This window comes from Sporosarcina sp. Y1004 (assembly GCF_057669665.1).
Genome location: NZ_JBYHFQ010000005.1, coordinates 92,630 through 105,248, shown reverse-complemented (window position 1 = coordinate 105,248; position 12,619 = coordinate 92,630). Strand labels below are relative to the sequence as shown.

14 protein-coding genes, 1 tRNA gene and 1 other RNA gene are annotated in these 12,619 nt (G+C 37.1%); 13 read left to right on the top strand and 3 right to left on the bottom strand.

Annotation, left to right across the window (positions count from 1 at the left end; genetic code table 11):
• Positions 1-27 precede the first annotated feature (27 nt).
• The gene (locus AC25Y6_RS05475) at positions 28-762 is read right to left on the bottom strand and encodes a glycerophosphodiester phosphodiesterase (RefSeq protein ID WP_488142280.1); all 735 of its coding nucleotides are present in this window, start codon (positions 760-762) and stop codon (positions 28-30) included.
• Positions 763-1,185: 423 nt separating this feature from the next.
• Entirely contained in the window at positions 1,186-1,743 is a 558-nt protein-coding gene (locus AC25Y6_RS05470; RefSeq protein ID WP_482105629.1) for an SLOG family protein, read from the bottom strand.
• A 312-nt stretch (positions 1,744-2,055) separates the two neighbouring features.
• Here AC25Y6_RS05470 and AC25Y6_RS05465 point away from each other — a divergent pair.
• The 7 genes from AC25Y6_RS05465 (at position 2,056) to AC25Y6_RS05435 (ending at position 8,018) form a co-directional block, all read left to right on the top strand.
• Positions 2,056-2,127 (top strand) — tRNA-Asn (locus AC25Y6_RS05465).
• Between the two features lie 203 nt (positions 2,128-2,330).
• Complete coding sequence (locus AC25Y6_RS05460; protein ID WP_488142279.1) at positions 2,331-4,004, top strand: ribonuclease J; 1,674 nt, start codon at positions 2,331-2,333, stop codon at positions 4,002-4,004.
• A 416-nt stretch (positions 4,005-4,420) separates the two neighbouring features.
• Positions 4,421-4,573 carry a hypothetical protein gene (locus tag AC25Y6_RS05455; RefSeq protein ID WP_488142278.1) on the top strand — a complete coding sequence of 51 codons (153 nt, stop codon included), beginning with the start codon at positions 4,421-4,423 and terminating at the stop codon, positions 4,571-4,573.
• A 69-nt stretch (positions 4,574-4,642) separates the two neighbouring features.
• Positions 4,643-6,220, top strand: coding sequence for an FAD-dependent oxidoreductase (locus tag AC25Y6_RS05450; protein ID WP_488142277.1), 1,578 nt, complete (start codon positions 4,643-4,645; stop codon positions 6,218-6,220).
• A gap of 300 nt (positions 6,221-6,520) precedes the next feature.
• A complete protein-coding gene (locus AC25Y6_RS05445) occupies positions 6,521-6,754 on the top strand; it encodes a DUF2798 domain-containing protein (RefSeq protein ID WP_482105156.1) in 234 nt (77 codons plus the stop codon).
• 135 nt (positions 6,755-6,889) lie between these two features.
• The gene (locus AC25Y6_RS05440; RefSeq protein ID WP_482105155.1) at positions 6,890-7,090 is read left to right on the top strand and encodes a hypothetical protein; all 201 of its coding nucleotides are present in this window, start codon (positions 6,890-6,892) and stop codon (positions 7,088-7,090) included.
• A gap of 34 nt (positions 7,091-7,124) precedes the next feature.
• Positions 7,125-8,018 carry a PhzF family phenazine biosynthesis isomerase gene (locus AC25Y6_RS05435; RefSeq protein WP_488142276.1) on the top strand — a complete coding sequence of 298 codons (894 nt, stop codon included), beginning with the start codon at positions 7,125-7,127 and terminating at the stop codon, positions 8,016-8,018.
• Between the two features lie 128 nt (positions 8,019-8,146).
• Here AC25Y6_RS05435 and ssrS read toward each other — a convergent pair.
• Positions 8,147-8,338, bottom strand: a non-coding RNA gene (gene ssrS, locus AC25Y6_RS05430) — 6S RNA.
• A 144-nt stretch (positions 8,339-8,482) separates the two neighbouring features.
• Here ssrS and AC25Y6_RS05425 point away from each other — a divergent pair.
• From AC25Y6_RS05425 to AC25Y6_RS05400, 6 genes are all read left to right on the top strand, one after another.
• The gene (locus tag AC25Y6_RS05425) at positions 8,483-8,962 is read left to right on the top strand and encodes a metal-dependent hydrolase (RefSeq protein ID WP_482105153.1); all 480 of its coding nucleotides are present in this window, start codon (positions 8,483-8,485) and stop codon (positions 8,960-8,962) included.
• Positions 8,963-9,008: 46 nt separating this feature from the next.
• Positions 9,009-9,914 carry a YitT family protein gene (locus AC25Y6_RS05420; protein WP_488142275.1) on the top strand — a complete coding sequence of 302 codons (906 nt, stop codon included), beginning with the start codon at positions 9,009-9,011 and terminating at the stop codon, positions 9,912-9,914.
• A 133-nt stretch (positions 9,915-10,047) separates the two neighbouring features.
• The gene (locus tag AC25Y6_RS05415) at positions 10,048-10,494 is read left to right on the top strand and encodes a GNAT family N-acetyltransferase (RefSeq protein ID WP_482099947.1); all 447 of its coding nucleotides are present in this window, start codon (positions 10,048-10,050) and stop codon (positions 10,492-10,494) included.
• A gap of 78 nt (positions 10,495-10,572) precedes the next feature.
• Positions 10,573-11,079, top strand: a complete 507-nt coding sequence (locus tag AC25Y6_RS05410) for an N-acetyltransferase family protein (protein ID WP_488142274.1) — start codon at positions 10,573-10,575, stop codon at positions 11,077-11,079.
• A 240-nt stretch (positions 11,080-11,319) separates the two neighbouring features.
• Complete coding sequence (locus AC25Y6_RS05405; RefSeq protein ID WP_488142273.1) at positions 11,320-11,859, top strand: Rossmann-fold NAD(P)-binding domain-containing protein; 540 nt, start codon at positions 11,320-11,322, stop codon at positions 11,857-11,859.
• A 51-nt stretch (positions 11,860-11,910) separates the two neighbouring features.
• On the top strand, positions 11,911-12,417 hold the full coding sequence (locus tag AC25Y6_RS05400; protein WP_482105149.1) for an N-acetyltransferase family protein: 507 nt from the start codon (positions 11,911-11,913) through the stop codon (positions 12,415-12,417).
• Positions 12,418-12,619: the final 202 nt, after the last annotated feature.

The window sequence follows — 12,619 nt, the reverse complement described above, 5'->3', positions numbered from 1 at the left end:
AGTCACACTTACTAGCTGGGGTGCAGTTCATTTGCTCAGTTTTTTATTGTTCAAATAAGTCATCATTTTTTCTGGGTAATCTGTAAAAATAGCGGTGACACCGACTTGAGTCAAAGCATCTACATATTGATACTCATTTACCGTGAATACACGAATGGAAACACCTTTATCGATAACCATTTTAGCAAACGGTCGGAGAGCGGATGGTAATGTTATATGCAAGGCATCTGCAGGAATTGATCGCAAATAATCAAGCGGTTCCACAAGTACTTCCATAAACAAGGCGGCGGTTTCTATATTGGGGGCTATTTTTTTTGCCATTTGAACCGCTCCGTGGTCGAATGAAGAAATTACGACACGACTATCAAGTTTCATAACCGATACTAGCTCGGTAACTTTTTTGACCATTCCTTCATATGGAAAAATATCTGATTTGAGTTCAATATTTAGATGATGAGACGTTTCAGAGAAAATATCGAGTACTTCACGTAATGTAGGTATGACTTCCCCTTGAAATACGGAAGAAAACCAGCTGCCAAAATCAAACATCCTTAGTTCTGATAGCGTCATATCCTTTATGAAACCGTGGCCATTAGACGTTCTATCAATTGTTTCGTCATGGATGACGACCAGTTCACCATCTTTTGTAAGATGAACATCAAATTCTACGCCGTATATTTGCAGTTTAGCAGCTTTCCGAAAGGCAGAAATTGTATTTTCGGGATGTGTTCCTGATGAGCCGCGATGAGCATAAATATTCAATTTAAAACCTCCTTTATTTACCTATAATTGTAAGGCTTTCATCATGGAGTAGCAATTGATTTACTTGCTGAAAACAATGTAAATTGGAAAAGGGATGTCCTCAATTGAGGACATCCCTTTGTTTTTTGTTAGGTACCACTACTATTTTGAATTTAATTTTTCATCCCGAAAATTCGGGGAATAATTTCCATAGAAAGGATAAGCTTTCAGAGCCGCGGTCATTGTTCCACTGGGTGTCTTCTAACTTAAGCAACATAAACCCTGCCTACTTTTACGTCCTTGCGACCCTTTAGTCGCGCCAGTGTGAATAAGTATTCTCAAAAACAGTACATAGAATGCCAGATATTCAATCATAACGATTACCTAATTGTTAACTGAATCATCTTATCATGGATAATATCATCTGTCAAGGTAACATAAGATTCATTGCCATTCATCCATCTGTTCTTCCTCCGCGATTACTTGTAAGTCGTCCGCGGTAATTGTGAGTACTTGGTAGTCCGTACGTTCAGCGTGTTTTTCTGCTGCCTTCTTCACAAATTTTGGAGATCCTTCATTTTCCTCATCATAGACAATGAGAATTCCATCAGAATTACGCATGAAAAATTTGTCTTTTTCGATAAACTGCCATGGAGCTTCGTAAGGTTTGCTCGTTAAACTAACATGATAATCGGCCAAAGCAACAATCGTATGGTACTTTTCCTTTTTCATGTCGTTCCAATTTTTCTCTTGCTCTTTAAAAGGGGTGATAATCGCATATTTTAATCCGGTATGTTCTTTTCTTAATTCAATTACGATTTCCGCTGCCCATGTTTCAATACCTAGTTGACCGCTAATAATAACCCATTCCAATCCATCGTCTAGCAATGTTACGAGTCGATTTTCCAAAGCCTTTTTAATGAAATGTACTCCTGGGTGTTTATCATCAAATATACCAAGTTCATGCGGTTTATACCCCGTAACGACCAATCGTTTTAGAATACGTTCCGCCTCCTTTACCAGTGAAAAAATGATTACCTATCATTTTAGCATGAATAGTGGTTGTAATATAGGTAAGTCTCTGATGTTCATATTACGCTTTCCCTAATATTGTAAAGGTTATTTTGGACAGGGGGAATATCCATGTCATGCAACATGGATTGAAATCAGGAACAAAATCCAAACTGTTTCCAAAAGGTTGGGATTTTATTTTTGGATATAATCATCTGTTTGGAAATCTTATCTTCTGTCGATGAATGTAATGTATAACATAATGAGTTTTGGATATAATACGTTTACAAAGTTAATATCCATTCCGAAGTAGCTCAGCGGTAGAGCAATCGGCTGTTAACCGATCGGTCGTAGGTTCGATTCCTACCTCCGGAGTCATTTTTTAGTAAAAACCTCTTCTCAATCGAGTAGAGGTTTTTTGATGTTTTAGGAATAATACGAGTCAGTAATGAACATTCGTCTATACCCCAACACATTTATTCTTTAAAAAACTTTATTCCATTTGAATAGTAACAATCATAAATAAAAACCAAATGGGAATACTTCGTATAGAAATCTAAATTAGGAGGAAATCTATTTTGATGACAACAGAGAGTAATTTATCAATTTTCGCTTTAGGTGGTATTAACGAAATAGGGAAAAATATGTATGTTTTACAGTACGCAGACGATATCGTGGTAATTGATTGTGGTTCTAAATTTCCGGATGAGAGTTTAATGGGAATTGACTTGATAATCCAGGATGTATCTTTCTTAAAAGAAAATAAGGATAAAATACGAGCATTAGTCATTACACATGGGCACGAGGATCATATTGGAGGCATACCATATTTTTTAAATCAAATAAATGTACCGATTTATGCGACAAGATTAACGTTAGGGTTAATTGAACTAAGGTTAAAAGAGCATGGGCTTCTTAGAGGTACTGAGTTGTTCATGATAAACTCTGATTCAAACTTAGAGTTCGGAACGATGAGTTTAACGTTTTTTAAAACAAATCACAGCATTCCCGATTGTTTAGGAATTGCATTTCATACACCTGAAGGCGCAGTTGTACATACGGGCGACTTTAAGTTTGATTTAACACCTGTAAATAACGAATATCCAGATATCCATAAAATGGCTGATATCGGCAACAAAGGTGTATTACTTCTCTTGTCGGAAAGTACCAACGCGGAACGCCCTGGCTTTAATACATCTGAACGGCTTATAGGTGGACATATAGAAGAGGCATTCCGCAATGCTCGTCGGAAAGTATTTATCTCGACTTTTGCATCTAATGTTCACAGGGTACAGCAAGTAGTTGACGCTGCACAGAAAACGAACAGAAAACTAGCTCTGCTTGGTCGAAGTATGGTAAATGTTGTTTCGGTTGCCTCTGAACTAGGTTACTTAACTATTCCAGATGGAATGCTAATTGAAAAAAATCAAATTAGACAAATGGATTCAGCAAAGGTAGCCATTCTCTGTACTGGTAGTCAGGGAGAACCTATGGCGGCACTATCGCGTTTGTCCAGTTCGAATTTTCGTCAGGTACAAGTCGATTCAGACGATACCGTAATCTTTGCTTCAAGTCCTATCCCAGGAAATGAAAAGAGCGTTTCACGAATTATCGATAATTTATTTCTGTTAGGGGCAAAAGTGATTTATGGATCGGGAAAAGAAACGGGAATGCATGTTTCAGGGCACGCCTTTCAAGAAGAACTGAAATTAATGCTTACGTTAATGAAACCGAAATATTTCATTCCTATACATGGTGAATATAGAATGTTACATCATCACAGCTTGTTGGCCGAATCAATTGGAGTGGAAAAAGAAAATATTTTTATTATTAACAATGGAGATGTTGTTGATATAAAAAATCAGGTTGCCCGCCAAACAAGAAAAGTTCAATCAGGAAATATTTTTGTAGATGGGTTGGGAATTGGTGATGTAGGAAATATCGTATTACGTGACAGAAAACTATTATCTGAAGAGGGAATGCTTGTTATTGTAGTGACTGTAAATAAAGCGGATGGTCAGCTTGTTTCCAATCCAGATATAATCTCCCGAGGTTTTGTGTTTAGTCGTGATTCAGAAGAACTTATGAATGATGTAAATCAGCTGGTAATAAAGACCGTTAGCAATTTAAAGGGAAGCGATCGAAACCAAAGAAATATATTAAAACAAAACATAAAAAAATCGACTGAGACCTATTTATATGATCGTACAAAAAGAAGGCCGATGATTCTTCCAATCATAATTGAAATATAACCTTGTTTCATTATCTAAGCGAACTCCATGATGTAGTTGGAGTTCGCTCGATTTTTGTTTGTTTTAGGTTTCTCTAGGAATAACAATATTGTGTATGATAAATTCACTTTTCGAAAAAGTGGGTATCCGTACATGATTTACGGGAGAATTATGTCGATTTGGTACAATATATATCAATTTATTATTCCCACATAGGCGTTTTCGGGTCCACACTGCTTTGAGGTATAAGACCAAAAGACTTCATTTCGCAATCCATCTAAAATAATATTGCTCATTAAATTCTACAAAAATAGTCTAATACATAAGGAATATGCTCAAGATGAATGTATACCGTCGGAGTAATCGGAATCAATTGTTGAATATAGTTCTCCTAATTTTCATGAGTATTAAAGTGGAGACGGAAATATATGTAAAGCATGCGTTTGGGAAGGAAAGGACTACTTTCCGATGATGAAGAATGGAAATATTATTGTACTTTATGTAGTTCAGTCATAACGGCTTATATCGGGCATGATATTCAGGAAACAAGACTATTAGCTGTCGACGAAAATAATCGATTATTGGATTAAATGTAAAGAAGTAAGGCTATGTTGTTTGTATAGCCTTACTTTATATGAGTATTGAATGGAGGATTAATTGTGACCCAAAATGATAATAAAAATGGAAAGTTGCCGGAGCAAGTTGAATCTTATTGGAGGACCGATATTGAGTTTCCACAGTTTCCAAGTTTAGAGGAAGATCTTCAAGTTGATGTCGTTATTGTAGGTGCAGGTATTACCGGAATTACATCCGCCTATCTGTTAGTTAATGAAGGCTTGAAAGTCGCTGTTATCGAAGCGGGAAAAGTGTTGAACGGGACAACTGGTCATACAACTGCCAAAATTACTGCTCAACATGATTTAATATACGATGAATTCATTCATAACATTGGAAGAAGTAACGCACGTTTGTATTATGAGGCGAACAGGGAAGCACTTAACTTTATCAAAGAAACAGTGGACCAACATAACATCGATTGTGATTTTAGCATGCAAGATGCGTACATATACGCCACTACAGAGAAATACGCACGCAAGATTGAAAAAGAAGCAGAAGCCTATGAAAAGATTGGCATAGAAGGGGGATTGGTTGATAGTATACCTTTTGAAATAGATTTTCAAAAGGTCCTCGTCATGAATAACCAAGCTCAGTTTCACCCAACCAAATATCTTGTCCATTTACTACAACTCATCACTGAAAAAGGCGGTCTTATCTTTGAAAACACGACAGCAGTGAATATTGAGACGGGAGATCAGCCAGTCGTACTTACTCGTGAAGGACATAGCATAACCGCCAAACATGTTCTTGCTTGTTCTCATTTTCCGTTTTATGAGGGACTTGGGCTTTATTCTACAAGAATGCATGCAGATCGATCATATGCTCTTGCTATCAAAGCAAAAAAGAAATTTCCAGGTGGAATGTATTTAAGTGCCGATGAGCCGACACGTTCACTCCGATCTGTAATGGTAAACGGAGAAGAAATGGTCCTTATTGTTGGGGAAAGTCATAAGACCGGTCAAGGAATAGAGACGATGGAACATTACAAAGCGTTAGAGACTTTTGGTGAGGAAGTTTTTGGACTTGAGGAGATCGTCTATCGGTGGTCTGCACAAGATCTAATTACGCTGGACAAATTGCCTTACATTGGTGAATTAACATCAGGACAACCTAATATCCTGATTGCTACAGGTTTTAGGAAATGGGGAATGTCTAATGGAACAGCTGCAGCACTGTTATTCCGGGATATGATTCTAGACAAAGAGAACCCCTTTGAAAAGTTATTTACGCCTTCACGGTTCTATGCGCATCCGAGTTTGAAAAACTTCTTTAAGGAGAACGCCAACGTCGTCGGTCAATTAATTAAAGGGAAACTGGATTCACCAAAAACAAGGCCGGAAGACTTATCTAAGGGGGAAGGTGCCGTTATCACCCTTGAAGGACATCGAAAAGGTGCCTATAAAGATGATGAGGGCAAACTGCATATCGTAGATACAACCTGCACTCATATCGGATGTGAAGTCGAATGGAACAACGGTGACCGCACCTGGGATTGCCCGTGCCATGGGTCTAGGTTTTCATTTACTGGAGAAGTAATTGAAGGTCCTGCAGAAAAACCGCTAAAAAAATATGATTACAAAATGATTGAGAACTTTACATCCGAAGACTCAGGTTATTGACAGGAAACATCTTGCAGCAGTGGACTTCTACTGCTGTTTTTTTGTTTTTTAAAATACAAAAAACATTACGTTTCCATGACGATATTGATATTCGAATGGCCTGATTGCTCTGGAAGAACTTTTGTGTGCATTCCAAGAGCATGATACCGGAGTTGAAGTGATATGATGGATAAGCATAATGTCAAAGCGACAGTAGTGAATGCCGGCTACAATGGTTCGAATTGAGGCAGTTTGGTTAATAGTAGTCGGGTTTATGTTATGTTTAAATCCTGAAATTATTTAATTGAAAGGTGGAGAAAAATGAGTATTAATGTTAAATACAAACCTATTATTTTTGCATTTTTAATGGCCTTTAGTCTGTCCTTTTTTATTTCATTTATTTTAGTCTCCATAAATAGAGGTTATAATAACACGTTTTTAATTTCATGGTTAAAAACTTGGTTACAGGCTTTTGTATTTGCTTTCTTCGGAGCTTACTTTTTTCCGAAAGTAATACAAAAAGTTATGAGGAAAATTAATTTCGTAGAGAATTAGAGTTGAAATATAAAGCATTTTTACTAGAGCCAATCTGATTGCGCGCAGTGATGACGGTAACGAAGCAAGATTTTTTAGTAGGGAATTCCAATAAATGTATAGTGAGTTGACCTAATTAAGGAAGGAGATTTCAAAATGGCGATTGTAACTTTTCTACTCATTGGATGGATATTGAGTTGGTTTAACTTTAATAAGTTATTTATTCAGGCAATCAAAGAACTATTTAAATTGGAAATTACAAATGCAAGCTACTATTTCGCATTTTTTTGCTTAGGTTTTTTCGGAGATTTAATTTTATTTATTAAAGGAACTTATGAAATTATTTTACTGGGCTGATGAAAATACAAAATAAGTGGAGGGGAAATGAAAAATGAAATCGGTAAAGGTTTATCATTATGATGCATTTAGTAAAGAAGCTAATAAAGGGAATCCAGCAGGAGTTGTTTTTAATGGGGATGATCTAACAGTTGAGATGATGCAAGAAATTGCTTTAAAAGTAGGATTTAATGAGACTGCTTTTCCAGTTAAATCTGAAGTAGCTGACCTTAGAATACGTTATTTTACACCAGGTCATGAAATGGATCTTTGTGGACACGCAACAATAGCTACAATTTTTGCTTTAAGAACAAAAGGTTTGTTAGGAGATAAAATAGATATTACGATTGAAACAAAAGCAGGCATTTTACCAATAAAGATTAATGAAACAGCTGATAATGAAATAAACATAACGATGAAACAGATCCCGCCACAGTTTGAAGAATTTAGAGGTTCAAAGGAAGATTTAGCCAACTCAATTGGTTTAATCAAAGAGGACATTGATGATGATTTACCGATTCTATACGGTAGTACAGGTACTTGGACACTATTGGTACCTGTAAATAAACTTGATGCATTTAAAAAAATGAAACCTATTAATAAGCTATTCCCCACTATATTAAAAGAAATGCCAAAAACATCTATCCATCCTTTTTGTTTGGAAACCTATGATTCCAATGCACATATGCACGCTCGGCACTTCTCTTCACCTTATTCTGGTACTACAGAGGATGCAGTGACTGGAACTGCTTCGGGGGTAATGGGCGCATATTATGCTAAATACATAAACAGCAGCTTTGAAAAAACTCTAAATCTAATAGTAGAGCAAGGGCAGGAAATTGAAAAAAATGGTCGGGTTATGGTGCGGGTATCTAAAAATAAAGATAGTTATGATATAGATATTACTGGAAATGCTGTTTACGTTAAAGATTTCGAAGTGAATTTCTAATGGTGGAATAAAATTACTAAACCAAAGGATGCGCCGCATTTGTATCAGATTAATAACAACAACGAAAAAGCATCACCCATTGAAGGATGATGCTTTTTCGAAAAGAACTGATGCTAATAGCTTTATAAAGCATAGCCGCCTTTGCCGTATGGTCTTAGAAAGTTTTAAACCACCACTCCTCAAAGTGGGTGTTCGCAGAAACATTCCTGTATGTCCCAGTTGTCGAAAGAACTGGGCGTGCCATTTCTGTATCTAGGTAAAACTCCCGTTTACAGCTTAAAGGTTAAAACTTAATGGGTATACGCACAACGCAGCTTGTAAATATAGTTTACATCAACCGATTTGTAATTTCAAATGAAAGTATTGGAAATTCATTGCAAAACATTTGTATGATTTCCGTGTCAGGTGACGTAACAACGTTTATACTAGTAAGGAAAGATTTATGGGGAAAAGGAGAAAACAGCATGACAGGGAAAACACACATCGTAGGCGGCATTGCAGCAAGTCTTGCTTATGCACAATTAACAAATCATGATCCGATTATCATGCTAGGGGCAGGAGTGATTGGCGCATTGCTTCCTGACATCTGCCACGGCGGCAGTAAAATCGGAAGGAAATTGCCTTTGTTATCGAAACTTATCAATATGCTATTCGGTCATCGCACATTTACGCACAGTTTGTTGTTTTTAGTACTAATCGCAGCTTTATTGAATACATTCATTCCTAATGAAGCTGCCAAGGCGGGATTCATGGCAGGAATGGTGAGCCATTACATCCTAGATATGGCGACAAAAAATGGCATTAAACTGCTATTTCCGCTTCAGATGACTGTACGCTTTCCGTTGACGACAAGGACAGGTGGCGCCGTAGAAAACGTCGTATTTAGTATTTTATCGCTTTTATCATTTTATTTTGGATACGAAGCATTCGGTTTCTATATATAATCTTGTTAAATCTAAAAAAATGATGTCATCGCTCGCTTTTTTTCAAATGAGCAAGGCGAAAGAAAGGGATCATAAATTAATGGCAATACAAAAATTCAGGAAAACGGTCTTATTTGAATACATACAGATTATTTTCGGGGCTGCACTTGTTGGCTTGGCCTTCAATATTTTCTTATTACCATCTAGATTAGCTGCAGGCGGAGTATCCGGGATTAGTACAATTTTGTATGAACTTTTCCTATTTAATCCGGCGTACGTGCAATGGTTTATTAATATTCCATTATTATTTCTTGGAGTCATACTTGTCGGCAAGGAATTCAGTTTAAAAACACTAGTCGGTACATTTTTTGTACCGTTTGTTATTTGGTTAACAATGGACATAAAGCTCGCTGTCGACAATCCATTGTTGAGTGCGATTTATGGAGGCATTATGCTTGGTGTCGGTCTCGGCATTGTGTATAGGGGAAACGGTTCGACAGGCGGTACTGCTTTAATCGCTCAATTGGTCAAGAAATACACCGGCCTTTCGAGTGGCTTTTCCCAGTTGCTTGTAGATGGACTAGTTGTCGTCGCTTCAGCATTTGTCTTCAACTTCGAACTTGCACTTTATGCGATGATCGCAATTTATGTTACGAGTAAGGTAATTGACTTTGTTCAGTTGCAAACATCACCGACTAAATTGGTTCTCATCATTACGGATAAAGAAGAGGAAATACAAGACATCATCAAAAATGAAATCAATCGAGGATTAACGAAAATCAAAACAATCGGCGGCTATTCCAATCAAGAGAAAACAATGGTTTTATGTGTCGTCGAACAAGCAGAAGCCGTCTATTTCAAAAAGCTTCTTCAAAAAAAGGAGCCGACTTCGTTTGTCATCTTCTTGAATGCATCTGAAATTCTCGGCAGGGGCTTTTCTAAAGCGCAATATGACGTAGACGATATGAAATGAGTTTCAACAAAATGACTTGACGCGGAGAGTATTTATCCGTATCAAGTCATTTTTGCTTGTTAAAAGGTTTTATTGTAGCGGATGTCGAAATAGACTGTATGTTTAAATTATTTGAATGATGGGAGGAATAGAGATGGCTTATACAGTAAAACAGGTTGATAATTTAGGGGAAATAGATATTGCCCATTTAGTGAAGGAAAGTGAAACAGAAGGGTATCGATTTTTAACACGGTTGGTCAATGACTATCAGGATGGAACAAATACGTTCAATAAACCGGGTGAAGCTTTATTATCTGTTCGAAATGAAGTAGGTAATGTAGTAGCAATCGGCGGGGTGAATCAATCACCTTTTTCCGAAGATACACAAGTTGCTCGTTTGCAAAGATTTTACGTGCTGGATGAAGCTAGGCGGCAAGGTGTAGGATCCCTTTTACTCAAAGAAATCGTCGACCATTCACGAAGTACGTTCAATGAAGTGACAGTACGAACAGATTCATTCAAAGCAGATGCTTTTTATAGAGCAAATGGATTCGAATTGGACGACTCCGCTTCCGAGACGACACATTTATTGAAGTTATAGTAGCTGTCAACGGAATCGTTTCTGTGCCTTGCATGGAAGCGATTCTTAATTTATATGGTCAAATTGAGGGGGATTGGAATGGCTTTCCGCATAGCAAATAGAGAGGATGCAACTGGTGTAACAAAAGTCCAGGTGGATAGTTGGAGGACGACATTCAAAGGGATTGTGCCGGACGATTTTTTGAATAACCTCTCATATGATAAACGGGAGCCGATATGGAAGCGAGCGATTATCGAGAATAATTTATACATAGCAGAGGATGAAAATGGTCATGTGATTGGATTTTCTGCAGGTGGAAAAGAACGTACGGGTACCTACAAAACGTATTTAGGTGAATTATATACGATTTTCATTTTGAAAGAGCACCAAGGAAAAGGGCTTGGGCGATCACTGGTCAAATTGGTAGTAGATGATTTAAAGAGAAATAATTTGAATTCAATGCTCATTTGGGTCATAAAAGAAAATCCAGCATGCCAATTTTATGAGGCATTAGGCGGAAAAGAAATTGACACACGAGAAATTGAAATTGGGGGCAAGAAGTTGAGTGAAGTTGCATATGGATGGAGTGATATATCCGATTATTAATACTAACCAAATATGTTGAAATAGAGAATCATATTGAATTCGCTACGGCGCTAGGAGGTGCTTTACATAAAACTGGAAATTCACCCCAGCCTTATTTTATACACAGTATTTAATCCTACAACTTTTATAGGGTCATTCGTTGACAACTGGTATTCAAGATTTCTTCAATTAGTACTTATTACATGGTGGGTATTAATTTAGTAGATCCCACAAACAACTTTTAGAATAGAGGGTAAATGGATGAAAAGGAACAATCATGCTCTAATCATTGGTGGTACGGGTATGCTTGCCGGAGTTTGTATTTACCTTGCAGGTGAAGATTATTCTGTTTCTGTCATTGGGCGTACAGTGTCGAAATTTAAACGATTGCAAGAAGAAAGTGCGCCAAATTCTATATTTCCCCTTATGACTGATTACGATACAGATGATATATATGACGAAATTAATATAGCGCTTAGAGAACGTGGTCAGTTTGATCTTATTATCAGTTGGACACCAAATTACAGTGTGCTTGAGCGTATTTGTGAAATGAACCCTGGAGAAGTACCGTTTCGTGTATTTCATGTAAAGGGAAGCCGGCGGTATTTCGAAGATGAACATATCCGTATTCCTAGCTCGTGCAAATACCGGAAAATCTATTTGGGGTTTGTATTGGAAGACAGTGGTTCACGTTGGCTTACGCATAATGAGATTGCAAATGGAGTGATTAAGCAAATTGAAACAGATGAAAAGGTAGGCATAATAGGTCAAATCCATCCCTATGAGGCACGTCCAAAATAACTTTTTATAGTTGGTCGACCTGTTTTCCAGGTCTTCTTATAACGATGAGGAGTGAGTGAGATATTAATTCGAAAAGCAAAGGTAGAAGATGCAAAAGGAATTGCAAAAGTACATGTGGATAGTTGGAGAACGACATACAAAGGAATTGTACCGGACACTTTTTTAGAAAGCCTTTCCTACGAGAAGCGTGAGCTAATATGGAAAAAGGGGATAACAGAGAATCACGTATACATAGCGGAAGATGAAAATGGTCAAGTCATCGGATTTTCTACAGGTGGAAAAGAACGTACTGGGAAATATGAAGCCTATACAGGGGAATTATATGCGATTTATCTCTTGAAAGAATACCAAGGACAAGGGATCGGGCGATTGCTTTTTCAGGCGGTTGTGGAAGATTTGAAAGATAATAATTTTAACTCAATGCTCATATGGGCGATAGAAGAGAACCCGGCTTGCCTATTCTATGAAGCGTTAGGTGGTAAGAAAATTGAAATTGAAGATATCGAAATTGCTGGTAAGAATTTGAGTGAAGTCGCATATGGATGGGGTGAAATGTGAAAATAAAAAAGTTAAGAAGATTATCTAGATTATTGCCCAAGAAATAATTAAAAAATTTTGTGTAAATAAGGTATATACGGGAATAGAAGTTAAGAACCTGTCATGAATTTAACATCCATTTTTTAGGTTATTAAGATGGTTGTAAACATTACAATAATTGGCGATAAATCCAATATAGACGTTTTTGAAGTTCTTGAAAAGT

Excerpts from the sequence above, each read along its gene's own strand:
- AC25Y6_RS05445 (WP_482105156.1), top strand. The coding sequence starts at position 6,521 with ATGAGTATTAATGTTAAATACAAACCTATTATTTTTGCATTTTTAATG.
- AC25Y6_RS05420 (WP_488142275.1), top strand. The coding sequence starts at position 9,009 with ATGAGCAAGGCGAAAGAAAGGGATCATAAATTAATGGCAATACAAAAA.
- AC25Y6_RS05410 (WP_488142274.1), top strand. The coding sequence starts at position 10,573 with ATGGCTTTCCGCATAGCAAATAGAGAGGATGCAACTGGTGTAACAAAA.
- AC25Y6_RS05455 (WP_488142278.1), top strand. The coding sequence starts at position 4,421 with ATGCGTTTGGGAAGGAAAGGACTACTTTCCGATGATGAAGAATGGAAA.
- AC25Y6_RS05405 (WP_488142273.1), top strand. The coding sequence starts at position 11,320 with ATGAAAAGGAACAATCATGCTCTAATCATTGGTGGTACGGGTATGCTT.
- AC25Y6_RS05415 (WP_482099947.1), top strand. The coding sequence starts at position 10,048 with ATGGCTTATACAGTAAAACAGGTTGATAATTTAGGGGAAATAGATATT.
- AC25Y6_RS05435 (WP_488142276.1), top strand. The coding sequence starts at position 7,125 with ATGAAATCGGTAAAGGTTTATCATTATGATGCATTTAGTAAAGAAGCT.
- AC25Y6_RS05425 (WP_482105153.1), top strand. The coding sequence starts at position 8,483 with ATGACAGGGAAAACACACATCGTAGGCGGCATTGCAGCAAGTCTTGCT.
- AC25Y6_RS05440 (WP_482105155.1), top strand. The coding sequence starts at position 6,890 with ATGGCGATTGTAACTTTTCTACTCATTGGATGGATATTGAGTTGGTTT.